This is a genomic window from Chryseobacterium sp. OSA05B (genome assembly GCF_019970065.1).
GTDB lineage: Bacteria > Bacteroidota > Bacteroidia > Flavobacteriales > Weeksellaceae > Chryseobacterium.
Genome location: NZ_JAHXYH010000010.1, coordinates 16,806 through 43,250, shown reverse-complemented (window position 1 = coordinate 43,250; position 26,445 = coordinate 16,806). Strand labels below are relative to the sequence as shown.

The 26,445-nt window shown below is 33.1% G+C and carries 23 protein-coding genes; 19 read left to right on the top strand and 4 right to left on the bottom strand.

The features are described from left to right. The 14 genes from LC419_RS23000 to LC419_RS22935 form a co-directional block, all read left to right on the top strand. The coding region (locus LC419_RS23000; RefSeq protein WP_223609552.1) for a hypothetical protein at nt 1-806 on the top strand (806 nt) is incomplete at its 5' end. Nucleotides 807-812: 6 nt separating this feature from the next. Next, nucleotides 813-1,349, top strand: a complete 537-nt coding sequence (locus tag LC419_RS22995) for a hypothetical protein (RefSeq protein WP_223609551.1) — start codon at nt 813-815, stop codon at nt 1,347-1,349. Nucleotides 1,350-1,664: 315 nt separating this feature from the next. After that, complete coding sequence (locus LC419_RS24220) at nt 1,665-2,621, top strand: RHS repeat domain-containing protein (RefSeq protein WP_306666595.1); 957 nt, start codon at nt 1,665-1,667, stop codon at nt 2,619-2,621. Nucleotide 2,622: 1 nt separating this feature from the next. Beyond that, nucleotides 2,623-3,297 carry a hypothetical protein gene (locus LC419_RS22985; RefSeq protein ID WP_223609550.1) on the top strand — a complete coding sequence of 225 codons (675 nt, stop codon included), beginning with the start codon at nt 2,623-2,625 and terminating at the stop codon, nt 3,295-3,297. A 274-nt stretch (nt 3,298-3,571) separates the two neighbouring features. Beyond that, nucleotides 3,572-4,174, top strand: coding sequence for an RHS repeat-associated core domain-containing protein (locus LC419_RS22980; protein WP_262901744.1), 603 nt, complete (start codon nt 3,572-3,574; stop codon nt 4,172-4,174). A gap of 42 nt (nt 4,175-4,216) precedes the next feature. Further along, nucleotides 4,217-4,627 (top strand): hypothetical protein, encoded by a 411-nt coding sequence (locus tag LC419_RS22975; RefSeq protein WP_223609549.1) that lies wholly within the window; start codon nt 4,217-4,219, stop codon nt 4,625-4,627. 3 nt (nt 4,628-4,630) lie between these two features. Then, entirely contained in the window at nt 4,631-4,957 is a 327-nt protein-coding gene (locus LC419_RS22970) for an enoyl-CoA hydratase (RefSeq protein WP_223609548.1), read from the top strand. Between the two features lie 636 nt (nt 4,958-5,593). Next, nucleotides 5,594-5,935, top strand: a complete 342-nt coding sequence (locus LC419_RS22965; RefSeq protein WP_223609547.1) for a hypothetical protein — start codon at nt 5,594-5,596, stop codon at nt 5,933-5,935. A gap of 3 nt (nt 5,936-5,938) precedes the next feature. Continuing rightward, on the top strand, nt 5,939-6,529 hold the full coding sequence (locus LC419_RS22960) for a hypothetical protein (RefSeq protein ID WP_223609546.1): 591 nt from the start codon (nt 5,939-5,941) through the stop codon (nt 6,527-6,529). Nucleotides 6,530-6,807: 278 nt separating this feature from the next. Further along, nucleotides 6,808-6,975 (top strand): RHS repeat-associated core domain-containing protein, encoded by a 168-nt coding sequence (locus LC419_RS22955; RefSeq protein WP_262901743.1) that lies wholly within the window; start codon nt 6,808-6,810, stop codon nt 6,973-6,975. Between the two features lie 18 nt (nt 6,976-6,993). Continuing rightward, nucleotides 6,994-7,470: a hypothetical protein gene (locus LC419_RS22950; RefSeq protein ID WP_223609545.1), complete on the top strand. Its 477-nt coding sequence runs from the start codon at nt 6,994-6,996 to the stop codon at nt 7,468-7,470. Between the two features lie 305 nt (nt 7,471-7,775). Next, nucleotides 7,776-8,486: a hypothetical protein gene (locus LC419_RS22945; protein WP_223609544.1), complete on the top strand. Its 711-nt coding sequence runs from the start codon at nt 7,776-7,778 to the stop codon at nt 8,484-8,486. Nucleotides 8,487-9,127: 641 nt separating this feature from the next. After that, nucleotides 9,128-10,432, top strand: a complete 1,305-nt coding sequence (locus tag LC419_RS22940; protein WP_223609543.1) for a DUF3945 domain-containing protein — start codon at nt 9,128-9,130, stop codon at nt 10,430-10,432. A 78-nt stretch (nt 10,433-10,510) separates the two neighbouring features. Continuing rightward, nucleotides 10,511-10,825 carry a hypothetical protein gene (locus LC419_RS22935; protein ID WP_223609542.1) on the top strand — a complete coding sequence of 105 codons (315 nt, stop codon included), beginning with the start codon at nt 10,511-10,513 and terminating at the stop codon, nt 10,823-10,825. Nucleotides 10,826-11,525: 700 nt separating this feature from the next. Here the strand turns inward: LC419_RS22935 and LC419_RS22930 are convergent. The 3 genes from LC419_RS22930 to LC419_RS22920 are packed head-to-tail and all read right to left on the bottom strand — an operon-like array spanning nt 11,526 to nt 14,825. Continuing rightward, a complete protein-coding gene (locus tag LC419_RS22930) occupies nt 11,526-13,298 on the bottom strand; it encodes an AAA family ATPase (RefSeq protein WP_223609541.1) in 1,773 nt (590 codons plus the stop codon). Further along, complete coding sequence (locus LC419_RS22925; protein ID WP_223609540.1) at nt 13,298-13,771, bottom strand: ABC-three component system middle component 2; 474 nt, start codon at nt 13,769-13,771, stop codon at nt 13,298-13,300. The genes LC419_RS22930 and LC419_RS22925 overlap by 1 nt, the downstream gene beginning before the upstream one ends. Continuing rightward, nucleotides 13,758-14,825 (bottom strand): ABC-three component system protein, encoded by a 1,068-nt coding sequence (locus LC419_RS22920; protein WP_223609539.1) that lies wholly within the window; start codon nt 14,823-14,825, stop codon nt 13,758-13,760. The genes LC419_RS22925 and LC419_RS22920 overlap by 14 nt, the downstream gene beginning before the upstream one ends. A gap of 265 nt (nt 14,826-15,090) precedes the next feature. On the opposite strand from LC419_RS22920, the gene hsdR reads away from it, so the two are divergent. From hsdR to LC419_RS22900, 4 genes are read left to right on the top strand one after another with little or no spacing between them, the layout of a single operon-like run. Further along, nucleotides 15,091-17,445 carry an EcoAI/FtnUII family type I restriction enzme subunit R gene (gene hsdR / locus LC419_RS22915; protein WP_223609538.1) on the top strand — a complete coding sequence of 785 codons (2,355 nt, stop codon included), beginning with the start codon at nt 15,091-15,093 and terminating at the stop codon, nt 17,443-17,445. 14 nt (nt 17,446-17,459) lie between these two features. After that, nucleotides 17,460-18,905, top strand: a complete 1,446-nt coding sequence (locus LC419_RS22910) for a class I SAM-dependent DNA methyltransferase (protein WP_223609537.1) — start codon at nt 17,460-17,462, stop codon at nt 18,903-18,905. A gap of 6 nt (nt 18,906-18,911) precedes the next feature. Further along, the gene (locus LC419_RS22905; RefSeq protein WP_223609536.1) at nt 18,912-20,537 is read left to right on the top strand and encodes a restriction endonuclease subunit S; all 1,626 of its coding nucleotides are present in this window, start codon (nt 18,912-18,914) and stop codon (nt 20,535-20,537) included. Nucleotides 20,538-20,541: 4 nt separating this feature from the next. Then, entirely contained in the window at nt 20,542-22,422 is a 1,881-nt protein-coding gene (locus tag LC419_RS22900) for an ATP-binding protein (protein WP_223609535.1), read from the top strand. A gap of 89 nt (nt 22,423-22,511) precedes the next feature. Here the strand turns inward: LC419_RS22900 and LC419_RS22895 are convergent, their stop codons facing one another. Next, entirely contained in the window at nt 22,512-22,760 is a 249-nt protein-coding gene (locus LC419_RS22895; RefSeq protein WP_223609534.1) for a transcriptional regulator, read from the bottom strand. Nucleotides 22,761-23,413: 653 nt separating this feature from the next. Here LC419_RS22895 and LC419_RS22890 point away from each other — a divergent pair. Continuing rightward, complete coding sequence (locus tag LC419_RS22890) at nt 23,414-26,437, top strand: SusC/RagA family TonB-linked outer membrane protein (protein WP_223609533.1); 3,024 nt, start codon at nt 23,414-23,416, stop codon at nt 26,435-26,437. Nucleotides 26,438-26,445: the final 8 nt, after the last annotated feature.

Below are 26,445 nucleotides of genomic sequence, written 5' to 3'. Positions count from 1 at the left end.
TTGGATTAGGTGACGGAATGGGCCTATTTTATTTTAGAACCGATGGGGGTGGCAGTCCAAAAACCTTTGGTGAGACACAAGAGTATAGAAATGCAATGGCAGCCTTAGGTAACAATCCCTCTCCAAAACCTACTTTTTGGCAAAGAGCTGCAAGTTTTGTTGGAGGTTTGTTTGGTTCCAATAAAGGTGCTGGTATCACAACTATTTTAGCTGGAGCAGAGGTTAGCAGGATTGTTCAAGTTGGTGAGATTATTAATATAAATGCAAAGGCATTTTATTCTGTAACTGGTGCTGCATTAACCCGTAGCCTTTGGGCATTGCCGTTAATGTTAAATGGAGATAGTTCTCATGCACGAGGTTATGATATACCTCTTACGGGAGCAACAGATGTACCATCAGATGAATCTAGTGAGGTGGAATTTTTTTACAGAGCAATGTCTAGTAAAGAATATCTAAGTACTGGTGGATTTTTACAACAGAAGAGGGATCAAAACGGCAATTATAGAGGAGAAGGACCATTTGTTACAGACCGTTTGGATTATGCAGAAAGAGCTCTAAATGGCTTTAGTAAAAAAGACAAGTATGATATAATAGTCCAATACACGACACAACAAGGTACAACAAGCCTTCTTAATTCTATCTCTTTGCCTCATGGCCCTGGTGTAACTGGAGCATATTCTGAGAAATTAGGTTTACCTATTAGAAAAATTGAACTTGGAGGAACAAATTACGGATTTTATGGATCTAATGTTAATATTTTCAATACTAGATTAGTTGGACCTCCTATACCTATAAGATATAAATAATAAAATATGTTAAAAGAAATATTAGAAAAAACAGACGATGAGTTGATTATGCTTGGCGAACAATACAAAAAGTATTATAATACTAATATTGAAAATTTTAAAATTGAATATGAAATTTATTTTAATACGACAAAAAAGGATGTTTCACTATTAGTATTAGATCTTATCAAGATTTATCAATTGTTTGGTTATAACGAAGATGAAATATCAGCTTTTATACGTAAAAAAATAATTTCTTTCTACTTATCTAATATATCTAATTTTATTAAGGAAAGGGAAGAATTTGCAATATATTCATTTGTTGATATTTTTTATTGTGATCCTTTGTTCTTCGAAAACAAGGAAGATTTAATGATTTTTTTTGAATCTACTTATCCAATATTGTCGTTAGAATCTGAAGATATGTCATCATTCATTGCCATAGCTTCTATGAGATATATTGCTATATTAGGTGGTGAAAAAGAAGGAAAAGTATTTTTAGAAAGGTATTTACATGAAAATAAGAATGGTATTTATATAGAAGACATAAAAGAAGAGTTATAAAACATGTGATACTACCGATGAGATTGTCCAAAAAGTCTCAAAAAAATGATTTTCAACTGGAGTGATTGTTTCGTTCATATTCTTTTTAAATAAGCCACTGTTTTTTACAGTGGTTTATTTTAAACAAAGAACTATTATATAAACAAGCTTGAGAATACAAAGAGTAAATTTCGCTAGAAACAGCGCAGCTACTCTTGAAATTTTAGATACAAACAACTACGGCTTAACCATACCGTAGGAAACGGGTTAAGCAGCAGCAGATTTGGGAACTGGCAGAGTTATAAATACAATGGAAAGGAGCTTCAGGAGACAGGAATGTATGATTACGGAGCCAGAATGTATATGTCAGACATTGGCAGATGGGGCGTAATAGATCCCCTTGCTGAGCAGTACAGAAGATTTACCCCTTATAATTATGCAGCAGATAATCCAATTATGTTCATTGATCCTGATGGAAGAAAAGTTCAGGCACCAGGTAGAAATGGAGAAAGTCTGATGACGCAATATCAGGATACAACTGGAATGATCAGTTATCTAGGACCTGGAGACAGAGCCAGTGTTTCCGCTTTCCTTGGGTTGGGAGATGGAATGGGATATTTTTACGATATCGCAAATAGTGGCGGTGGCGGCGGTGGATCATATTCTGGGCTATCTATTACCAGCTTAAGTGGAATTATCTTTGCTCAGGCTTATTTTGGAAATGGTGGTTCTGTTAGTAGTTTATTTTCAATGGTTGATCAATTAAAGCAGGCTGGATTTGATAATCCAGCGAATACTAAAGCAAAGTATGCAGACAAAGATGTCCTACTTGAAAAGGTACCAGCTTTAGCTGAGTTATTTAAAGTTACAGAAGCTAGATTTGTAGAAGATTCCAAAATAAAGAGTCCTGCAGTTACACGTGGACAATTAGTACTAATAAACATTAACAATATTAATAATATTTTATCTTATGCTTTCACACTTGGACATGAAATGTATGGACATGTTTTTGCAAATCGTTTTTTTAAAAGTACATTTAGTGAGATAACAAGAATTCCTGAAGCTAGTACAAGGAGTTTTAATCTTTTTCAGGAAGTTATGGGAATTGAATGGGAAATTTCTGCAGGTAGTACAAGATATGGTAGCAAGAGTGTTTTCGAAGCTGTATCACTTTACTATGGTCCAAAAGGTGTAGGGCATGAACAATCTATAATAGATCGTGTCAACAAAGATTTAGGTCGTCTAATGTACGAATGGAAAATTATGTATAATAACAAAATAAATAAAAAATAATATGTACTCGAAATACTATACATTAATTCTGATTTTCTTTTTTTATTCTATATTTGGTCAGTTAAGACTAGAACTTAGATTAACAAATTCAATTGCCAAAGTAACCATTTATAATGAGTCGAAAGAAAACTATGTTCTTCCTATAGATGCATTTCATTTTCGTCCTTACGAAGATGATTGTAATAACTTGTCTGATCATGAATTAGAGTTTCCTTCTTTTGGGCTGATGGTTAATATTATCAAATCAACTGGTAAAAAAGAAGATTACACTATTGGTTATTACAAGACTTCAGAAAATTTTGATTCTATTAGTAATAATATCAATATAAAAAGATCGAGTTTTCAAAAAAAAATATCGAAATGGGGGAAAAATAATAATATCAAAGATTATAATGTTTCACTTATTAATTATAATCTAATTAATAATCTAATTTATTTGAAGCCAAAAGGAAAATTTTCATTTAATATTAAGCTCGATTTATACAATATTACAGCTCAAGAATTAATTTTTTATAATTATATTCTTGAAAAATCAGAAAACTATAAGTTTAATTTAAGCCTTTGTGAGTTTAAAGAAATTGATAGGTATTTAACTTCTTCACAAAAATATAAACTAAAAAAATATAAATTATTTACCAAAAAACTTGAGAGTAATTTTGTTGAATTAAAACAATAGTTCCTAACACTAATATATACTCAGGTCATAAAAATAAGCCATTGCCTTTTGCCGTGGTTTTTATTTGAAACAGAACTAATATATTTACAATTCTATCTAGAAAATTTAAGGGCAAGTTTTACAAAAAAAAAGCGTAGGTGCAACTGAAATTTTAGATACCAGGGATTATTATCCTTTTGAGCTAAACCATACCGGAGGAAATGGGCTCAACAGTAGTGGTTTTGGAAGCTGGCAGAGTTATAAAGACAACGGAAAGGAGCTTCAGGAGACAGGAATGTATGATTACGGTGCCAGAATGTATATGTCAGACATTGGCCGATTGGGCGTAATAGATCCGCTTGCTGAGCAGTACAGAAGATTTACGCCTTATAATTATGCTGCTAATAATCCGATCATGTTCATTGATCCTGATGGAAGAAAAGTTCAGGCACCCGGTAGAAATGGAGAAAGTCTGATGACGCAGTATCAGCCTACTACTGGAATGATCAGTTATCTAGGAGCTGGAGACCGTGCTAGTGTCGCGGCTTTTCTTGGATTAGGTGACGGAATGGGCCTATTTTATTTTAGAACCGATGGGGGTGGCAGTCCAAAAACCTTTGGTGAGACACAAGAGTACAGAAATGCAATGGCTGCCTTAGGTAACAATCCCTCTCCAAAGCCTACTTTTTGGCAAAGAGCTGCAAGTTTTGTTGGAGGTTTGTTTGGTTCCAATAAAGGTGCCGGTATTACAACTATTTTAGCTGGAGCAGAGGTTAGCAGAGTAGTTCAGATTGGAAAGATTATTAATATAAATGCAAATGCATTTTATTCTGTAACTGGTGCTGCATTAACCCGTAGCCTTTGGGCATTGCCGTTAATGCTAAATGGAGATAGTTAATTTGCAGCCAATTCAAAAGGAATTGTAGATATACCCATAACAATGCCAGTAGATATATCTGGAGAAGATGTTAATAGAAATGGGATACTTTTATATAGAGGAGTCTCTTCTAATGCACATTCAAAAACACAACAAATAATGTATAATGAAGCATTATTTGGTATAGCAATTCCAAATGGTTTGAGAGTAGGAAATATGGCACATTGGAATATGGATGACCATGCAATGGGAGATAATTATTCAGTTTGGACATCTTGGACAACTGATTCTAGGACAGCAAGAGACTTTGCTACAAATTATGGAACAGCGCCTGGTGTGATAATGTCAAAGAGATTTAAAGTAGGTGTAAACGCTATTCCTAATATATCTGCTACAGGAAAACAAATGCAGGAAGCTGAATGGCTAATTTTCGGGCCTGTTATTAGAGCTAACGTACAACACGTAAAACCATAGAATATGAAAACAATAGAAGATATTTTTAATTTAATAAAACAAACTGTCAATCTACCAGGAGAAATTAATGACTATCACGTGAGGCTAAGTAATGGCAGATTTGAAAGAGAAAATTTAATTGGAATATATAAAATAAGAAAAGGAAATGCAGTCGATAATAAACATCATAAACTCGCAGAACAAATGAATAATTTACTTTTCGGACTGAAAAATTATTCCGGAAGTCTTTTAAAAGGAGTAAATATTGACAATAACAATTATATAGGGACTTTTTATTTAAGTGAAGATTCGGGGGAAGTTATTGGCTACCTAGAAAGTGAAATTGATTAAAATACTATATAAATATTAATAGAAATAGTATGTAAAGGATTGTTTTCTATATTGAATTTTAATTTTTTAGAAAATTATTGTTAAACTCCTAAGAAGCTAGTTTTATTGATCCCGAAATTAATTCAATCAAAGATTTCGATGAAATGATTAATATAATCAATTCAAATTCTTTAGTATAGATTTTTTAGATATAAAGGGGAAAATTATTGCTAGGGTATTTTATTAATTTAGGGCGAAATAATGATGAAGTTGAAATCTTATTTTTCTTTGATTTAAAGGATTTGAAGGAATCTAACTTTAAGATGTGTATTCATTACTTAAAAGATTGGATAGAGGAATTTCAAAAAAAATAAAATTTCAACTATTTTATTTGCCAGCCTGATAATGAAGACTTAAATGAATATTATTTTGATATTCACGGAAAAGGAAAATTATACAATACTATTTAAATAAAATAAACCACTGCTCTCGCAGTGGTTTTATTTTAAACAAAAAAAGACATTTATATTTACAGCTATACCGACCATTTGGAAAATGCCAGATTAAGCTACTCCAGACACACCTGTAGAATTCCAAGATAGAGGAACTAAAGCACCGGGACAGTTATTAAATAATTCAAACATTATTGCTTTTAATATGAATAAAGTTGATAATGTGTTGTCTTTTGCCTTTATTATTGGACATGAAATGATTCACTTATATGATTCATACAATATAAATAAATCATTGAGAAATCATTTTGGAAATGGAACTGTAGGGTCAAATGCTATTTTATTATACAATGAGTATAGAGCATATACTTGGATGGATAATTTAGGTTATAAAACACTAAGCGGGAATAATTTAAATATTATTAATATTGTGAAAATAGGATATGCTGATAGACTTAATACAAACAAAAGTGATTTAGGGACGAAAGCCTATAATTTATTTATAGAAAAATACAAATTTCTAGATTCAATTTATAAAATGCCATAAAATATGAAACTTTTAATATTTCTTTTAGCCGTAATAAATGTAAAATCTCAATTATTGCTAAATATAAAATCTTTTGAAAATAAGAATAGTACTACAATAATTGTATTGGAGATATTTAATTCTGGTGATAAAACTTGTAAGATTCCCATAGATACAACAAGTTTCAAACCTTTTTATCATGATCATAGTTTTGATAATTTAAGACCTCTAATCGAATTAAAATATAAACATAAGACTATAAATTATGGTACGAAATTACTAGAGTTAGAGGAGAAGGAAATTGATTATGCTAATAAGGGTGAAAAAATTCCAGACGAAAAAAGTAAAAATAGTTTATTTGAAATTAAACCAAAACAAAAATTAGTAATTCCTATCAAATTTAATCCATTTGAATTTAATGTCGAAAATGGAAAATATGATTATTTTAATATTGATAAAAATAGAAATTATAGCATAACAATTTATATTGATAACGAAAAAAAGAAGGAGCAAAATTCTAATAATAATGAATCTCTTTACTTTACAGGTCAACTTAAAAGTAATTCTATTAAGGCAAAGTGGAATTTAAAGAACAGAAAAGATATAAAGTGGTAATTTAACTTTAAAGAATTAATGTCCTCATATAATTATCACTTTTATATCTTAGAAAAAGATAAACCATTATATTTACAACTATGCAACCCGTTTAGAAAATGAGCGGATATGCTATACTAAACCTCAGCATGTAGCCCAGAAGTTCTTGAAGAAAACATTTATTACCCATTTGGTTTAAACATCAAGGTTATAATGTACTTACCCGGATCAATGCCTACAATTACGAGTACAACGTAAAGTAGCTTTAGGAGACTAGAATATATAATTACGGTGCCAGAATGTATCTGGCAGATATTGGTAGGTGGGGCGTAATAGATCCGCTTGCTGAGCTGTACAGAAGATTTACACCCTATAATTATGCTGCTAATAATCCGATCATGTTCATTGATCCTGATGGAAGAAAAATTCAGGCACCCGGTAGAAATGGAGAAAGTATGATGACGTAATATCAGGATACAACTGGAATGATCAGTTATCTAGGACCTGGAGACAGAGCCAGTGTTTCCGCTTTCCTTGGGTTGGGAGATGGAATGGGATATTTTTACGATATCGCAAATAGTGGCGGTGGCGGCGGTGGATCATATTCTGGGCTATCTATTACCAGCTTAAGTGGAATTATCTTTGCTCAGGCTTATTTTGGAAATGGTGGTTCTGTTAGTAGTTTATTTTCAATGGTTGATCAATTAAAGCAGGCTGGATTTGATAATCCAGCGAATACTAAAGCAAAATTTGAACAAGCTTCAAAAATATTAAGTGTAGGCTTGCTTAGTGATCTAAATTCTATACTCAATGTTGTTGCCAATCAAAAGCCAGAAGCCAGTGTATTTTTTGAAAAAACAAAAAGAAGAGATATTATAGCAAAGGCTGAAGGCTACATAATTTTATTAAACATGGATAATATTTCTAATGTATTAGCGCTTTCTTATGCAATTGGGCATTAAATTAACCATTCAATTACTGATCATTTTTTACTACAATTTTATGAAGTCATAGGAAGGAAGGGGCGTAATGAAAGTAATGCTTTTGGGTATTTTTCAGAGTTTATTTCCTATTCTTGGGATGAAAAATGGGGTAATCCTAAAATATCAAATGCTAAGGATTATCTTTACAGAGTTCATGGTCCAGAGGCTAAAAATGAAAAAGCTGGATATGAACAAATATCGATTGATATTATCAATAATAATATAGGTAATTTAATTCAAAGATATAACATCTTTATTAACAGTGCTAAATTAAAAATTGAAAATTGAAAAAAATAATAATTCTTACGCTCTTCTTTTCATCTATTATATCTTTTGGACAAATTGATCTTAAAATAGTTTCATTAGAGAAAAGTTCCTCATCCAGGGGAGAAATGGTAATTGATATTACTAATTTAACTAATGACTATTATGCTTTACCTTTAGATAAGGAAAAGTTTAAAGGTTATAACGTAGATGAACTTAGTAATGAAATTACTTCTTTTGATCATTCGTATAATTTTTTCGCCCCTACTTTACTATTTAAGGACACCACAACTAATGAACCTCTTACGGTTTTAATGCGGAGTTATGATATAGGAGAGGATGAATATTTAATTAAAAAAATAGATAAAAAAGAAATTAAAGAAAGAAGGAAAATAGCTAAATGGAAAAAGGAAAATAACCTGAAAAGTGATTTTGAAGCTAAGAGAAATATGTTTGTGATGGATCACCTTATTTTTTTTGCACCAAAACAAAAAATGAGACTAAAAATAAAATTAGATATTTTTGATATAAGACGCGGAGATACATTCTTTTATGATTATTATATATTAAATGACAAAACTAACTATGATTTAAGTATTCAGCTAACAATAAATAATAATATTTATAATTATTTGACAGATCAACAAAAGAAAGGACTTCAGAAATATATTTTCTTTACAGGTAACCTTAAAAGCAATTCAATTTCGTTTGTATATAATTTTTTCAGTTAAGAGAGTTTATAAATTGTAAATAATATCCATCTTGTGAAAATATTAATTATCCATTGACTAGTCCTGACACTCCGATACAGATTAAAGGACAAAAATAAAACCACCACAAAGACGGTGGTTTTATTTTTATAAAAAAGAACTAATATATTTACAATCATACAGATCACTTCGGAAATGGCAGGGTAAGTTTTGCTAAAAGGCAGCGCAAGGGCTCTTGAAGTTACAGATACCAATAACTATTATCCATTTGGCTTAATCATATTGAAGGAATGCTTTTAGTAATTCTAATTTTGGAGGGTATTATAGCTATAAGTACAATGGTAAGGAGCTTCATGAGATCGGAATGTATGATTACGGAGCCAGAATGTATATGTCAGACATTCTCCGGAATTGCCTTCTATTTCAGGAGTCATTAACCAAATTTCTAGCAAGTTTACTGTTTCAACTTCCACAGCACTATGCTTTTTTGTATTACAGAACACATGCTCTCTTTTATCTGTAGATTTAGATCCTGTCGATAAATTTAGGTTTTCTGGAACACCCTAACGCCCATCATTGTCAAGAAATGCCATGGCTTACCGATTAACCATAGTGATCGTATTGCTCTATAACTTGATTTGATTATCAGATAGAGTAGAGTTATGAAAAAAGATAAGAATAATGCGTTGAACGCTGTAGAAAAAGTAGGTAATACGTTACTCGTACTACATCATAGTAGCAGTACTATTGGAATGGTTGAGGGAGTGGATCAAAATGGAGAGCTGAAAGACAGCAGTTTTAAAGAGGTAGGTTCTGACAAGCGAATTCATTTAGTTGCGCAGGATGATTCCTTTGCAGAGATATTCAGTGAGTTCTATCATCAGTTGAGAGATCCCTCTGATTTTTCATTTTTTAAGGTAACAGAGTATGAAGCCAGGCAGACAGCTGTAGACCTTCAGCATTATGTAGATCAGGCTTCTGAGGAAGATAAAGAACTGCTTAGGGAATATGAAGTTTCTATTGATACTGTAGAAGCGAATAGAGATCTTATGCCCGGAAATGAGGTTACAGTGTATAGGGTAGAAGATCGCTACCTATACAACCCTGAGCAGGTGGATTGGACGATGATGGAGAAAGTTGGTTTGAGTAGGGATAAGCTGCTTGAGATGGGGGCTTTGGAGACGATGCTTAAAGGGTATAAGACACCAATGCTCCTTCCTATTGAATTTAAAACAGGTTCGGTAGTGACTAAAATGGAGGCGAGGCTATCACTTCGGGTCAATAATGCAGGTAATTTGGAAGTCAGGTTTTTTCCGGTAAGAAAAGATCCTGATTTTACAGAGACGTTTTTAGGACATCAGTTTACCGGGGAGGATCAAAAGAATTTGATGGAGAGCGGGAATATGGGACGGGTAGTGGATTTGGTGTATCCTATCACAGGAGAAAAGATTCCTTCACTGATCTCAAGGGACAGGCTGACGAATGATTTGATTGCGGTTAGAACAGGTGAGATGAGAATTCCACTGGTGATCAAGGGAGTGACTTTGAATGAAGCGCAGACGAAAGTTCTTAGAGAAGGCAGGGCTTTGTTTATTGAGAATATGCTATCTAGCAGAGGAACGCTTTTTAATGCTTCAGTTCAGTATAATGCGGATAAGCAGTATGTGGAATTTTTGTTTAAGAAAAATATCAAGAGTCTTAACATGGTAGAGTTGAAGAATGGTATTAAAGCGGAGGTTCCGGGGACATTCAGAGGGAAGAAACTTAAGGTTTGGCAGGTGGAGAAATTGAAGACAGGGGAGAGTGCATATATTGATGGGCTGGTGGATAAGAATGGAAAGAAATATCAGGGGTACGTGAGATTTGATAAGGCGATAGGGAAGTTTGAGTTTTCGTTTAGGAATGTTTGGAAGAAAGAGGAAGACCTTAAGAAGGCTTCGGGTAAATTGAAAGGGAGGAAGTTGTGAGGAGGAAACTTTTCAATTTATATTTTATTTTACGACATATTCTGTCGCATTACCTGTATAGCTTTGAAAAAATATATTATGAAACTTAAAGCTACTATAAAGGAAGAAATTCATCCCGATGATAAAAGTGTTATTGTTGAATTTCAAGGTGATGAAAATAAACGGCATTTTGAGTTGCACTGTACATTCAGTCCGTATCAACAGGGACTCCGCAAATGGGATACCTGGGAATTTAAAATACGACTTGAATCAGAAATATTTATAGACCCTAAGACAGAGTCTAAATCATATTTTACTTATATGTTCTGTGATAAAGCTACGGAAGTAAACTCACCGTATATGAAGAGTATATCAAATAATTCAACATTGGATTCCTCAGGTCTATCCAGATAAAAGGGGTTTCTAAAGTATAACCATGTTATTAAAGAATTAAAGAAATGGCTTATAAATACGGGAATAGAGAATACTGGAAAAGCAATCCAACTTCGAGAATTTTTTACAGAAACTGACCTTTTATCAGTTATGAAAAATGCTGAGACATGCATAGAAAACCTGCTTAGTAGAAAGTATATCAGCAGAAAAAATAAAACTCTGTATCCCATCGATAAGCTATGATTTTAGAAATGCGATAAAGCGAAAAAGATCCTAATTAGGTTCATAAACAGATTGCAAGTTATATTGACTATATCGGGTTGTTTGGTGAAAATCGGTTAATAACTGCAAAAACTTGACATGCTGTTTTCCAAAATTCAGTGTATGTTTCTGCTTTATTCTATTTAAAAGGTCTATATGATTGTGGGTAATCAACGTTTTTTCAAAATCTGATTGATTAACCTTTTCTGTATGCTCACTAAGAATTATTGTTATTTTCTGTAGTCTTTCGATACCAATAGATATATTATACAAAAACTCAAATATTTCATGTTCATAACGAAATATTCAATCTGATCGAAGGAATACAATCCATTATAGATCATACTTCCTGCAAAATGAAGCTCAGTACCTAAGCGAAAATTTTTCCAAAATAGTGAAGGATCTTCGTACATATATTTTGTAATATTAATTTTTTGCAGCTACTAAGCTAGAGTATAAACTAATTTTGGGGAATAAAGCCATGTCCAAATCCTTTAAATTCAATATGATTAATTTGATCTAAAATATCGTTGGGTGGTACTTCGTTCTCTAAAATTATAGTTTGTTTGATTTTTGTTTTAGCTATATATCTGTAAAAATCCATTGCCAAATTTAATTCGATTCCTTCTCCGTTTGCATTTGCTTTTTTATACGTAACTAGCGGTGAATCTAATACGGGAACACCAATTCGGTACGTATTGTCTTCCATCAGCTCATTTAAAGCAATTATATATACTGAATAGTAAATAGCTCTATAACCTTTTCCATAGGTATTTCTAAAACTATTTCCTATTTCAAATTCAAACGATTCACTACTATAATTAACAATTTTATTTTCCCCAATTTCTTTTAATATTTCGGACATTCTTTTACAAAGTTTTTTTGTCACATTGGATGTTAAAGTAGGGTAGTTGCCTTTAGATGTTGGAATTGATGACTCTAAATCTCTGATAGTTTGCGAAAAAGAATTGGTTTTATTAATAATATCCCGAATGCCGATCAATTGACTTTTCTTGTTATTTAACGTTGTTAGAATTTCAATTGTTTTATCCAGCTCATTTCCTATTCCGTCTTTTAACTTTATTCTTAATTGCTCAAGTTCAGTTGTTGTAGATGATAGCTTTTTATCAATATCTTCCTTTTCTTTACTAATTAAACTTTGTGAAACTTTTAATTCTTTTAAAAGTGAATTTATTTTTTCGATTTCTGATTCGCAAGAAACAATAATTTGCTCTATGTCTAGTGTTTTAGTGGCAATTTCCTGCTTACATGTAGGACAAGAAGCATCATTGTTTTCAGACATAAATATACCTGATTCTATCGTAGACTTAAGTCTTAAGACATCGCTGTTATATTGTTGCTCTAATATGTAAGATCTTTTTAATAATTCCGTAATTTCGTTATGTCGTTTATTTAAATCTGTGAAATCAACATTTTTATTTTTGTAATCGCTTTCAACAGACAAATAGTCCTTTTTAATTCTAGCAAAGTTCAATGTAAAATTATTTAAGGAAACATCAATTTTCGCTAATTGGCTTTCAATATCATCAATATTCAAATTAGAATCAATATCAGTATTGTTGATAAATTCATGCAACAAATCAATCTTACCTTTTCTTTTCTGTATCTCCTGACTGGAGATCTTTTTTTGAATATTGCTATCATCATTCCCTGTAAGGAAAAACCTTAAAGTATTTGATTCTTCAGTTTCTCTCGTATAATGAGATACGATTGGAGATGCTTTTGTGATTATGCGTTCTTCATCAATTAAGGCTAATTTTATAACATTTCTGTAGGATAAATTTATCGTATCTCCTTTTACATTTTTTCTTATTTTCTTATTTTCAATATTGTTCAAGCTTAAGAAGAAACTATTCAAATTATCTTTGGAGTTAGAATCTAAATTTCTTTTCAAAATTTCAGGTTCGGAACTTAACTTATTGATTTTAGAACGATATAACTTATAAGTATTGTTATTTTTAATTTCTGTTTCAATTGTGTAGACCTGATCATCTGCTTCTATTTCAAGAAAAATATTTGAATAGCCTTTTAGTTCAGGAATTCCTTTCAATTTATCTGATGAACCTAACATAAAATCAAGGCAATCAAATATAAATGTTTTACCGGTATTGGATGGTCCGGAAATGACATTCAAACCAAGTTTAAATTGAACAACAGCGTCTTTTTTATTTTCGCCTGTTAAACGTAATTCTTTAAAGATATATCCATCCATTATTTTAAAATTCCAATGTTAAATTCTGTATGAGTTAGGTTATTTCCAGTGCTAAAAATATTTTTCAATATTATTTCATCAATAGACTCATATTTCTTAAAAAACCATTTTACACGCATTAACAATTCTTGGGTGTATTCCTCAGATAGTTTTTCCAAAAAAGGTGTAGAATCTTCAGTTGCTGTGTAAGTGATACCTTCTGCATCATAACTTATATCTGCCAAATTTTTATAAAGTAAAAAATCCATGCTGTTTTTGATTAGGTTTCTTTTTATGAAAATCTCACTTTCTCTGTAGGGAACAGGAGCATGAATACTTAAGGTGTTATCATCAAAATCCCCGGAGTGGATTATGATGTAGTCTATGTAAATTAAACTTTGCAAGGTGACTTTTTTAGGAAAAGCTTCATTTAGTATAGAGAGCAATCTTAGGCCTATCTCTAATGGATTATTGAACGGATTATTTTGACTCATCTTTCCATATTATTTTTTTGTCATTAACTAATTGATGACAAATCCCCTTTCTATCATTGACGATACTCACTGTTGTTAAAGGATTTGATGATAATTGGAGAGTTGAAGCTAATTGCTCAGAAGCTTTAATTTTCTTAAATGCATTGTCGTGGGAATCCTCAACGGTATCAATAATTCCATTATATATCTCATCCTGAAAGTCTTGAAAAGTGTTTATTGGTAAACTATCCCTGTAGAAGTTTCTGAGTTGTTCTGCATAATGAAAATTTATTCTAGTCCTATTAAAATGATTTTGATAGTTCAAATTCGTTTGTAAATCAGTTTGACTTTCATATTTGATTTTAGACTCGTCTCCATAAGAAATAAATAGCTGTTGAACATATACTAATTCGTTTTCTTTAATTTGATCAATAGCAGTTTCATCAATTTTTGGTCTGCTCGGAAGCCCCCCTCCAAATCTTATAATATGGTTAGGATGGTTTTTATGTTTATCTAAAATCTCTTTGATATTAGTCTTCTTAAAGATTCCAAAATCAAAATTTTCGAAATAGTTTAAAAATGCACCTTCCAATTTAACATCTACATTTTTAGTGATTTTTGTTTCACAACTTTGAACCCAATTATCCTTAATTTTCTGCTTCAATAGATCTTTATCTGTAAGGAATTTTGATAGTGAGGTGCCACAGCCTTTGGGCGCAACAAAAAAGTATTTTTCCGGAATCGGATAATCTTTTTTAAAAGTATAATATAGTATTTTTCCAATCTCAACATAAACATCTGATGGGTGTAATGAATGGTCATAATGTTTGCATTGGAAACAATCCCACTTGTAATTTTTTACCGTTGCTGGTTCAATATATGCTATTACATCCCTGCCATTATCGTTTGCTCCGCCAATCCTTTCAATTTCAACATAATCATCTTTAAGTACTTCTAAATACTCCTTGGTAAAAAGTTCCCACTCTTCTGGTGAGAATATTTCTATCCTCTTTATAGGAACAATGTTGGCTCCATTGGTAACTTCAAAGTTTGATGTAAATTTTTTTTCCAACATTATTTTGGGTGATTATTTATGTTTGTTTTACTGAGATTTACGCTATATAACAAATATATCAACTTTTCCATTCATCTTTTTACGGAATACCGTAAAAAAGCAAAAATAATATAATGTTAAAAATATTTTGTTGGTATTTCCCCTGAATTATCTAGGAATTTGCCTTTAAGTAATATTATAAGGAAAATGCATTTCTACAGTACATTTCTTAATAAAAGAATTATATTATATCTTAGCTAATTCTAAGGGAATAATTGGTTGCAGCATGAATAAAAAGAGTTTAACAGAACGTGATATTTGTTCTAAATTCATCACACCCGCATTAATTAATGCCGGATGGGATTTACATGTTCAAATTCGAGAAGAATTTCCACTCACCAATGGAAGAATTATTGTCCGTGGTCAATTACATACCCGTGCTAAGAATAAACGTGCTGATTATGCATTGTTCTATCAACCCGGAATTCCAATCGCAATTATCGAGGCAAAAGACAATAATCATACAGTTAGCGCTGGAATGCAGCAAGGACTTGCTTATGGAGATATGATTGATGTTCCTTTTGTATTTAGCTCCAATGGTGATGGCTTTTTATTCCACAATAGCATTGCTAAAGATGGCAAAATTGAAACTGAAATTTCCTTAGAAGAATTTCCTTCACCAGAAACATTGTGGAAAATCTGGTGTGAATATAAGGAGATAACACCAGCTCAAGAAGTTATAATAACTGAAGATTACTACAGTGATGTTGGTAACAAAATACCCCGCTACTATCAACTACTAGCAATAAATAAAACTATAGAAGCCGTTTCAAGAGGAGACAATAGAATTCTTTTGGTCATGGCAACTGGTACTGGCAAAACCTACACTGCTTTTCAAATTATTTGGAGATTATGGAAATCAAAAACTAAAAAAAGGATTTTATTTCTTGCAGATAGAAATATTTTGGTGGATCAAACTATGACGAATGACTTTAAGCCTTTTGGGTCTGCAATGACTAAAATATCAAAAAGACAAGCTAATAAGTCATATGAGATTTATTTGTCACTGTATCAAGCTGTAACAGGAAATGAAGAAGAGCAAAATATATACAAACAATTTTCACCGGAGTTCTTTGATTTAATTATAATTGATGAATGTCATAGAGGTAGCGCAGCTGCTGATTCTAATTGGAGAAAAATTTTAGAATACTTCTCTGCTGCAACACAAATTGGTTTAACTGCTACGCCAAAAGAAACACATGAGATATCAAATACTGATTATTTTGGAAAACCACTATATACTTACTCTTTGCGACAGGGTATTGATGATGGATTTCTTGCCCCTTACAAAGTAGTTAGAATCGATTTGGATAAGGATCTTACTGGTTGGAGGCCTGACAAAGATATGGTCGATAAATATGGCAATACTATTGAAGATAGGATCTACAATCAAAAAGATTTTGATAAAACATTGGTGCTTTTGAAACGGACAGAACTAGTTGCAAAGAAAATATCTGATTTCTTAAAGCAAACCAATCGATATGACAAGACAATTGTTTTTTGTGATAATATCGACCATGCTGAAAGAATGAGACAAGCTTTGGTAAATAAGAACAGTGATATTACTGCAACGAATAATAAATATGTTGTGAGGATTACTGGTGACAACGAAGAAGGGAAAGTGGAATTGGATAACTTCATTTTTCCAGAATCAAAATTTCCTGTTATTGCCACTACATCAAAACTAATGACAACAGGTGTTGATGCACAGACTTGTAAACTCATAGTCCTCGATCAACGGATTCAATCTATGACCGAATTCAAACAAATTATAGGTCGGGGTACAAGGATAAATGAAGATTATAACAAATTTTTCTTCACCATTATGGACTTCAAAAAAGCAACTGAATTATTTGCTGATCCTGATTTTGATGGAGAACCAGTTGTTATCTATGAACCAAAATCTACTGATTCACCGGTACCACCAGAAGATGATTTTGATAATTCCGACAATAATATTTCTGTAAATAATGTTGGAAATGAAAATCATGAAGATAATGCTTGCAACACACCGTCTATTAAAAAATTTTACGTAAATAATGTTTCAGTTTCAGTAGTTGCTGAAAGAGTTCAGTACTTTGATGCACAAGGCAAACTTATAACAGAATCATTAAAAGATTACACAAAAAAAACTCTTGAAAAAGAATTTACTTCTTTAGATGATTTTTTAACGAAGTGGTCAGATGCTCAGAAAAAGAAGATTATAATAGACGAATTGGCGAAAGAAGGTGTTTTCTTTGAAGCTTTAGCAGAAGAATTGGGTAGAGATCTTGATCCCTTTGATATTATTTGTCATGTCGCATGGGATAAACCACCTTTGTCGAGAAAAGAGAGAGCTGAACAGGTTAAAAAAAGAAATTATTTTACAAAATATGGTTTGCAAGCGCAACAAGTTATTCATTCATTACTTGATAAATATTCAGATGAGGGCGTTGAACCCATAGAAGAAACAAAAATCTTAACCATTCAACCTTTTACACATTATGGTACTCCACTAGAGATTATTAACATCTTTGGAGGTAAAGTGCAATATGATAATGCTGTTAAGGAATTAGAACAAGAAATTTATTCATATAAATAATTTAAATACTAGATATGTCATTAGGTACATTAATAAAAACCATACAGGATATAATGCGGAAGGACGTTGGTGTCGACGGAGATGCACAACGTATTAGCCAGATGGTTTGGTTACTTTTCTTAAAAATATTCGACGATAAAGAAAAAGAATGGGAAATTACAATTGACAATTACAAATCACCGCTACAAAGTCGTTTCAAATGGTCTAATTGGGCTGCAAACGACGAAGGGATGACAGGTGAAGAATTAATCGATTTTGTCAACAATGATTTATTCCCACACTTAAAAAAACTTTCAACTACTGCAGGAGTTTCTCCACATGGTAAAATTGTAGGTAGTGTTTTTGAAGATGCGTATAACTACATGAAATCAGGAACGCTTTTGCGCCAAGTAATCAATACTATTCAAGGTGATGTAGATTTTAATTCATCAAGTGACAGACATGTATTTAATGATATTTACGAAAAAATATTACAAGATTTACAATCAGCTGGTAATGCAGGTGAATATTATACACCACGTGCTGTAACGCAATTCATGGTTGATATTTTAAACCCACAATTAGGAGAAAGAGTATTTGACCCAGCTTGTGGTACCGGTGGTTTTTTGGTGAATGTAATTGAACACAAGAAAAAATCATTTAAAACTGATAAAGATATTGCCAAACTGCAAGACAACATTCACGGTATAGAAAAAAAGCCTTTACCACATATGCTTGCCATGACTAATATGATGTTACATGGAATTGATGTACCGAGCAATATCAGACATGATAATACCTTGAGCAAACCGCTTAAAGATTACGGACCAAAAGACCGAATGGACGTCATTATTACCAATCCACCATTTGGAGGTGTTGAAGAAGACGGGATTGAAAAAAACTTTCCTAAAAAATACCAAACTCGTGAGACTGCCGATTTGTTTATGGCGTTAATCATGCACTTATTAAGAGCTGATACTGGAAGAGCTGCTGTGGTTTTACCTGATGGCTTTTTATTTGGAGAAGGCGTAAAAACCACTTTAAAAAGGGAGTTGTTAAAAGAATTCAATCTTCATACTATTGTTCGTTTGCCAAAAGGAGTATTTAGTCCTTATACAGGTATTAATACTAATATTTTATTTTTTGATAAAGGAGAACCTACCAAACAGGTTTGGTATTATGAACATCCTTATCCTGATGGTTACAAATCCTATTCAAGAAGCAAGCCTTTAAGAATTGAAGAATTTGATTTAGAAAAAAAGTGGTGGAACAAGCGCAAGCAAAACGAATATGCGTGGAAAGTTTCTATAAAAGAAATCGAAGATAAAAATTATAATTTAGATTTCAAAAACCCGCATAGCGTTGATATTATTTATACCGATCCAGAGATATTAATGCATGACTATGAGCAAATAAGCAGAGAACTTATTGCCACTAGAGATTTATTGAAAAAAGAATTAATGCAAGCATTAGGAAATTAATACTAGATGAAATTATTAGAAAAACATTTTGAAATTGCATTAGAAACTCCTGAAGGTATTGCCCGATTGCGTGAACTAATATTGAAATTAGCGATGCAAGGAAAGTTAGTTGAACAAAACCCTAATGATCAGCCGGCAAATTTGCTTTTAGAAGAAATTGAAAAAGAAAAAGAACGCCTTTTAAAAAGTAAACTAATGAAAAAACAAAGTTCATTAGATACAATTAAAAAAGAACAAATACCATATTTGATACCTAGTAATTGGAAATGGATCAAATTAGAAAATATTTGCACACTAATAACGGATGGAGCACACCACACACCAAATTACATTGATGATGGTGTTCCATTTTTATCAGTTAAAAACTTAAGTTCTGGTAAAATTGATTTTGATGACACAAAGTTTATTTCAGAAGCTGAGCATCTAGAACTTACTAAAAGATGCAAACCGGAATATAATGATATTTTATTAACTAAAATTGGAACAACTGGGATTGCTGTAACAATTGACACCGATAAGCAATTTAGCATATTTGTAAGTGTTGCCTTGTTAAAAATAATAAGCGATAAAGTTTATCCTAAATTTATAGAGAATTTAATTAATTCACCTTTAGTAAAGAAATATTCAAAAGATGGAACAGAAGGTGTAGGAAATAAAAATTTAGTTTTAAGAAAAATTAGAGAATATATTATTCCACTACCACCACTAGAAGAACAAAAAAGAATAGTTGAAAAAATAGACCAACTTATGCTATTATGTGATAAGTTGGAAGAAGAACGGAATCGCAAAAACAAATTACAACTTCAAATCAATTCGGCAGCTATTAATAATCTTATCAAAGCTAATGATGAAATTTCTTTTAATAAAGCTTGGAGTTTTATTACCAATCAATTTGATACTTTATATACTGTAAAACAAAATGTGACTGTATTAAAAGATGCTACATTAAATCTTGCAATAAAAGGAAAACTCATTACTAAAAATGTTCAGAATAATGAAATAGATATCATATCTAGTAAAAAACATATAGTTAATGAAAAAGATTATCCATTTTCGTTACCAAAAGGATGGAAATGGTTAGTATTAGATGATCTTGGTTTAACCCAAACAGGAACAACACCAGCAACTAAAAATTCAGAGTATTACGGCGATTATATTCCTTTTATAGGTCCAGGTGATATAAAAAATCAAGTAATAAATTATACTAATCTATCGCTTACTGAATTAGGACTTGAAAAAGCAAGGTTAATACCTAGCTATTCTATAATGATGGTTTGTATTGGTGGAAGTATCGGTAAACTTGCAATTAATGATAGAGATGTTGCTTGTAATCAACAAATCAATACAATTACGCCGTATTCTAATATTGATCTAAAATATTTATTTGCCGTTTTACAATCCTCATATTTTCAAAACCAAATAGTATCAAATTCTAGTGGTTCGGCAACTCCAATTATTAATAAACAAAAATGGATCTCAATACCTATTCCTGTTCCTCCTTATGAAGTTCAAAAAGTAATTTCAAACAAAGTAGATGAATTATTTAAATTATGTGATATGTTAGAGAAAAATATTGAGCAATCTTCAAAAAAGCAATCTCAGATCCTTAATTCAGTTTTAGCACAAGTATAGTAACATGAGATTAAAACATTTACACATTATAGGTGAATACAAAAACCTAAAAGATTTTAAATTAGATTTTGATGGTACTAGTTTTATAGATGTTTTTGTGGGTAAGAATGGTACAGGAAAATCTAATTTGTTTGAGGCTTTTTTAGAAATATTCAAACATTTATTCGATAATACTTATACCATTAATTTCAACTATAAAATTCATTATGAAATTAATGGCACTAATGTGCAATTGAAGTGGCTAGATAACAATTGGGTAAATTCAGAAGATGTTAAATCGCCTTTCATTCCGCCAAATCTTTTGCCAGATAACATTTTAATATATTATTCAGGTCACAACAATATGATTAAAAATTATATTTACCTGAGTGATGAAAAGCATAAAGAAAAAATTAATAGAAATAGAAACAACCCTGCATTCAATCAAGATGATGCAAGACGTTTCTTTGGTATTGGTTCAGAATATAAAACATTATTATTAGCCACTCTATTACTTCAAAATAAAGATTTTAATGCTAAAAAAATTATACTGGAGAAATTGGGAATAAAATCTATTGGTACTGAAGTTAAAATGATATTCACCAGACCTGATTATGCAAAAGGAAAAGAGTTAGATTTTGATGAGTTCAACGATGAGGCAAGATTTTGGGGTGCTGATGGTTTTTTTAGAACCTTCCTTAATCAAATATGGAATATCGATAAATTAGAAAATCGACCTGTTCGAGAGGAAGGTTACATTAATAATGAGTATAGGGAAGAATATCTTCTATTTAGAAGCATAAATTCATTTCAGCATGTATTTAATGACATGCCTTTACTTGAATTATTTGTTTCATTAGATAATTTAAAATCAATTGACTTATTGAAAGATATATCCCTTGAAGTTGAATTGAATTCAGGAAAAAAAATAAACATCAGTCAATTTAGTGATGGTCAGTTTCAATCAATTTATATACTTGCAATTACAGAACTTTTTAAGGATAAGAACTGTATAACGTTGTTAGATGAACCTGATTCTTTTTTACATCCAGAATGGCAATTTGATTTTTTTAAACAACTAACAGATATATCTACCGAATCGAGCGAAAGCAATCATTTATTGATGAGCAGCCATAGTGCAATAACTTTAATTAAACTGCTGAAAGATAGAGTAAGATATTTTGACTTTAATAATGAAGGTAACATTAATGCATACACTGTTCCTAAAAGGATAGCGATAGATAAATTGAGTGAAAAGCTAATTAAGTACAGCGAACATGAACAGATACTAAGTATTATTAATACTATTCAAATTGAGAAAAAACCAGTTCTTTTTACTGAGGGTAAGACAGACCCAATTATTATAAAAGAAGCTTGGTATAAGTTAAATCCTCAAAAGGAAATTCCTTTTATACCGTTTTATGCATTTGGTCACAAATATTTAGCTCAATTAATGAAGGATCCAGAAGTTATTAAAGATATGGAAGGATTACCTATTTTCGGATTATTTGATTTTGACAAAGCATATAATACTTGGAATGGTTTTTCTACCATAGATATTTGCACAGATCCATATTTGGGCTTAATCAAACAAATGAAAGAAAATGAAGTTTATGCTATAATGCTTCCTGTTCCAAAAGGAAAACCAATAGAAAACCAAGTTATTAATACTGATGGCGGAGGAACATTTGGAGAAAATGCAGTAATGGCGATTGAACATCTTTTCAGTCATTTACCTGAATTAGATCCAATGTTTGTAGAAGACAAAAGGTTACCTTCAAAATTTAAACGCTTTCACGGAGAAAAAGTTGAATTTGCAAAAGTTAAAGTGCCAACATTTCCAGATGAATGTTTTGGAGTTTTTAAACCTGTCTTTGATTTTATTGAGAGTAGAATACCGAATTAATAAATTTCGTTCTTTAATTAATCTTTTTATCTTGATTTTATTATTAACTAAAAACTAAATTAAATAAAGATCCTTACATCATAAGGATTTTAGGTATTTATATTTGCGAAAAAAAATTCTAAACTTATTTCTTGTTTTTTACAAATTCTAATTAAAGTTCTTAGAGACATATTGTAGTCGGTCTTTGAAGTTCCTAATGCAATATTTTTAATTCTTCTTGCAGTACTTTCCTCTATACCGCATTTGGACGCAAACTCCCTCTGCGATTCCGCCTTTGAAATCCAGTTAGTATAAATGTACTTACAAATAGTAAAAATTACGTCTTTCTCATCTTCCATTACAACAAATTAAAAGAAAGAGTAAAAAAATATTGCGGTTTTCTGTGCGCAATAGTAAAATATTATTATATTTGCAAAATAAGTTACAATAAATGTAACTTTGCGATACTTCAACGAATATTAGAAGCTATTGCTTAGAGTCTCGATTCGAAAACTGGTAATTTTTAACATGCGAGAAGATAAGCAAGAGGCTCACGACCTAGGCGTGGGCTCTCTTATCTGCATGTAAGGTATACCAGTACCCCGAATCGGATAATGTAGAGTCCCACGCCGTTTTATTTCCAATGCTGTCCGCTATCTCTACTAATTTCTAAGTTGCTTCCACAAAATACAGTATCATACGACACGATACAATAGGAATGTACAGCCTATTGCGGCTTAATAGCTTTCACGGGAACACAAATTTCATTCATATTTCAATTGATGGGCTTAGGTTAGGGGGTTATGCCGTGTGCTTAGACTTCCTCCTGGGCCTTCATCAATCAGAGATTAAGAACTAATTAAAACAATAGATTTTTAAGAAACAGAAAGTGTAAAGTATAGTAACCATAGAAACATAAAAGATAAAAGCCCTTTCCGCACCAGAGTTTATTCGAATCTACGCTGTGCAGGAAAGAGCCTAAGTGCTTAATTAAATTAAACTTTTCAAAAGTATGAAAAAAAACTTTTGCAGCCAAGGTCATATTCAGTTGGCTTTTGGCTTCACATTGCTGGTGTCTTGTACAGCAATAGGACAGGTGCGTGAAATTTCAGGCACAGTCACAGAGAATAATCTGCCTGTTAAGGGAGTTTCCGTATTTCAGCAGGGAAGTGATGCAGTAGCTTTGACCGGGGCTTCCGGTAAATATGTAGTTTCGGTTTCAGGAGAAAATCCCGTGCTTATATTCCGTCATCCGGACTATGGGGAGCGGAGGGAATCCGTTGAAGAGGGGAACGTTCTTAATGTCTCTTTAGTATTAGATGATAAAAGGGCAACCAGTGTTGGGGAAGTGGTCCTTAATGCGGGCTACTATAAGGTGAAAGACAGGGAGAGGACCGGGAGTATTGCTAAGGTTTCGGCCAGGGATATTGCCAATCAGCCGGTAGGGAATGTTTTATCCGCAGCGCAGGGGAGAATGGCCGGAGTCAGCATTACGCAGGGAGGAGGAATACCCGGAGGGGGATTTGATATTCAGATCCGGGGAAGAAACAGTCTGCGTACCACGGCTAATAGTGAAATAGACGGTAATCATCCTTTGTATGTGATTGATGGGGTTCCTGTAGGTGGAGATATGAAGTCGGAGTTTTCCACCCTGGTGATTCCGCTTCGGAGTATTAATCCTTTGAACTCAATTAATCCTAATGATATAGAGAGTATTGAGATCTTAAAGGATGCGGATGCTACGGCCATTTATGGCTCAAGAGGGGCTAATGGGGTGATATTGGTGACCACCAAAAGTGGGAAGTCAGGAAAAACGGAATTAAGCCTGAACACGAGTTACGGACTCAGCAGGGCCATGATCGGGCTTAAGATGATGGATACCGGGCAGTATCTGGGGATGCGGGCGCAGGCCTATGCGAATGACGGCTTTACGGCATATCCTGTTAACGCCTATGATATCAATGGGAAATGGTCCCGGGACCGGTATACCAACTGGCCTGAGAAACTCATTGGGAATGTTGCTGCTTCTTCCTCGGTACAGCTCTCGCTTAAAGGAGGAAGTGAAACCACCAGCTTTTTACTGAGCCTGGGGCGTAATGAGCAGACGACAGTTTTTGCGAAGGATTTTACCTATATCAGCCATACCGTGTCCGGTAATATATCCCACCGATCGAAGGATAAGAAATTACAGCTCACACTTTCCAATCAGTTCTCACTTCAGAAAAGTAATGTACTTAATGAAGATAGTACCCAAAAATCATTGCTCCTGGCTCCTAATGCTCCGGAGCTCTATAAACCGGATGGTAGTCTGAACTGGGAGAATAATACTTTTACCAATCCTCTCGCGGTATACAACAGTACATATACCAATGAAAGCCTTCAGTTTCTGAGCAACCTTAATGTTCAGTTTGAACTGCTTCCCCATACTTTGGTGAAGCTTAACGGGGGGATTAATTATAAAGCCTTTGAAGAGTGGTCCCTGCGGCCCAATACAATTTATAATCCTGCCTTTGTGACGGGGCAGTCAAGCTTTTATTCCAGTGCTTCAAAGAGTAATAACAACCGGTTTTCCTATATTGTGGAACCACAGTTGGAATGGAATTTTAAAAGGACAGGACATGAGCTGACCGCGCTTTTGGGAAGCAGTATACAGGTGGAGCAGAATACAAGGGAATCGATGCGCGGAAGTGGTTTTGAGAGCAATGCATTTTTGCACAATATCGGAGCGGCGCAGACCAAAACAATATCGGATCAGGTCACAACAGAGTACCGGTATGCCGCCCTGTTCGGAAGACTGAATTATCAGTATAAAAATAGATATATACTTAATCTGACCGGAAGACGTGACGGAAGCAGCCGCTTTGGAGAAAACAGGAAGCTGGCTTCATTTGGCGCCGTAGGGGTGGCGTGGCTGTTTTCTCATGAGAGTTTTCTAAGCAGTAGATCATGGTTGAGCTTTGGGAAACTCAGAGGAAGTTACGGGATTACCGGAAGTGATAATATCGGAGATTATCAGTATCTGGATAACTATTTAGTCTCTGAATATATCTATAATTCGGTAACAGGGCTGGTGCCTTCGAGGCTCTACAATCCGGATTACAGCTGGGAGAAGACCAGAAAGCTGGAAACAGCTCTGGAGATGGGACTTTTTAAAGACCGGGTGAATCTCAGCGCGTCATGGTACCGGAATATAAGCTCCAATCAGCTGATAGGCTATCAGCTTCCTTCCATGACAGGGTTTACTTCCGTGCTTTCCAATATGGATGCCGTGGTGGAAAATAAAGGCTGGGAACTGGAGATTAGCGCAAGGCCTCTGTCAGGACAGTCTGTGAAGTGGACTTCAGGTTTTAATATCAGTTTTCCAAAGAATAAGCTTTTGTCCTTTCCGGGTCTTGAAGGATCGCCGTATGAGAATAAACTGGTGATAGGAATGCCCGTATCGGTGGTAAGGCTTTTTGAGCTGGAAGGAGTAGATCCCCAGACAGGGCTCTACCGGTTTAAGGATTTTAACGGAGATGGGAAGATCACGGCTCCTGAAGATAATAAAGTAACGGAAAATATTGGAGTGCGTTACTTTGGTGGCTGGAGCAATACGCTTCAGTACCGGGAATGGGATCTTTCCGTGCTGTTTCAGTTTGTGAAGCAGAGGAATCTCAATTATAACAGCTCCATGCCTTTACCGGGAGGAATGTTTAATCAACCTGTAGAAGTTCTGGATGTCTGGTCACCTGACCATCCTTCGGGATACTATATGCCCTACAGTACCGGTACGGTGGGAGATCAGAATACGGCTCAGGATAATTTCAGAAACAGTACCGCAAGTGTTTCCGATGCATCATTTATCCGCCTCAAAAATATCCAGCTGACCTATACATTACCGATACAGAGCAGGGTGGTGAAGAATGTGAAAATATACTTTCAGGGTCAGAATCTCCTCACGTGGACAAAATACTTCGGAATGGATCCTGAATTTACAGCAGGAGGATTTTTACCGCCTTTGAGAACCTATTCTTTTGGAACACAGATTAATTTTTAAAACCAGAA

Coding starts and splice junctions, on each gene's coding strand:
- LC419_RS22995 (WP_223609551.1), top strand. CDS start 813: ATGTTAAAAGAAATATTAGAAAAAACAGACGATGAGTTGATTATGCTT.
- LC419_RS24220 (WP_306666595.1), top strand. CDS start 1,665: ATGTATGATTACGGAGCCAGAATGTATATGTCAGACATTGGCAGATGG.
- LC419_RS22985 (WP_223609550.1), top strand. CDS start 2,623: ATGTACTCGAAATACTATACATTAATTCTGATTTTCTTTTTTTATTCT.
- LC419_RS22980 (WP_262901744.1), top strand. CDS start 3,572: ATGTATGATTACGGTGCCAGAATGTATATGTCAGACATTGGCCGATTG.
- LC419_RS22975 (WP_223609549.1), top strand. CDS start 4,217: ATGCCAGTAGATATATCTGGAGAAGATGTTAATAGAAATGGGATACTT.
- LC419_RS22970 (WP_223609548.1), top strand. CDS start 4,631: ATGAAAACAATAGAAGATATTTTTAATTTAATAAAACAAACTGTCAAT.
- LC419_RS22965 (WP_223609547.1), top strand. CDS start 5,594: ATGAATAAAGTTGATAATGTGTTGTCTTTTGCCTTTATTATTGGACAT.
- LC419_RS22960 (WP_223609546.1), top strand. CDS start 5,939: ATGAAACTTTTAATATTTCTTTTAGCCGTAATAAATGTAAAATCTCAA.
- LC419_RS22955 (WP_262901743.1), top strand. CDS start 6,808: ATGTATCTGGCAGATATTGGTAGGTGGGGCGTAATAGATCCGCTTGCT.
- LC419_RS22950 (WP_223609545.1), top strand. CDS start 6,994: ATGATCAGTTATCTAGGACCTGGAGACAGAGCCAGTGTTTCCGCTTTC.
- LC419_RS22940 (WP_223609543.1), top strand. CDS start 9,128: ATGAAAAAAGATAAGAATAATGCGTTGAACGCTGTAGAAAAAGTAGGT.
- LC419_RS22935 (WP_223609542.1), top strand. CDS start 10,511: ATGAAACTTAAAGCTACTATAAAGGAAGAAATTCATCCCGATGATAAA.
- LC419_RS22930 (WP_223609541.1), bottom strand. CDS start 13,298: ATGGATGGATATATCTTTAAAGAATTACGTTTAACAGGCGAAAATAAA.
- LC419_RS22925 (WP_223609540.1), bottom strand. CDS start 13,771: ATGAGTCAAAATAATCCGTTCAATAATCCATTAGAGATAGGCCTAAGA.
- LC419_RS22920 (WP_223609539.1), bottom strand. CDS start 14,825: ATGTTGGAAAAAAAATTTACATCAAACTTTGAAGTTACCAATGGAGCC.
- hsdR (WP_223609538.1), top strand. CDS start 15,091: ATGAATAAAAAGAGTTTAACAGAACGTGATATTTGTTCTAAATTCATC.
- LC419_RS22910 (WP_223609537.1), top strand. CDS start 17,460: ATGTCATTAGGTACATTAATAAAAACCATACAGGATATAATGCGGAAG.
- LC419_RS22905 (WP_223609536.1), top strand. CDS start 18,912: ATGAAATTATTAGAAAAACATTTTGAAATTGCATTAGAAACTCCTGAA.
- LC419_RS22900 (WP_223609535.1), top strand. CDS start 20,542: ATGAGATTAAAACATTTACACATTATAGGTGAATACAAAAACCTAAAA.
- LC419_RS22895 (WP_223609534.1), bottom strand. CDS start 22,760: ATGGAAGATGAGAAAGACGTAATTTTTACTATTTGTAAGTACATTTAT.
- LC419_RS22890 (WP_223609533.1), top strand. CDS start 23,414: ATGAAAAAAAACTTTTGCAGCCAAGGTCATATTCAGTTGGCTTTTGGC.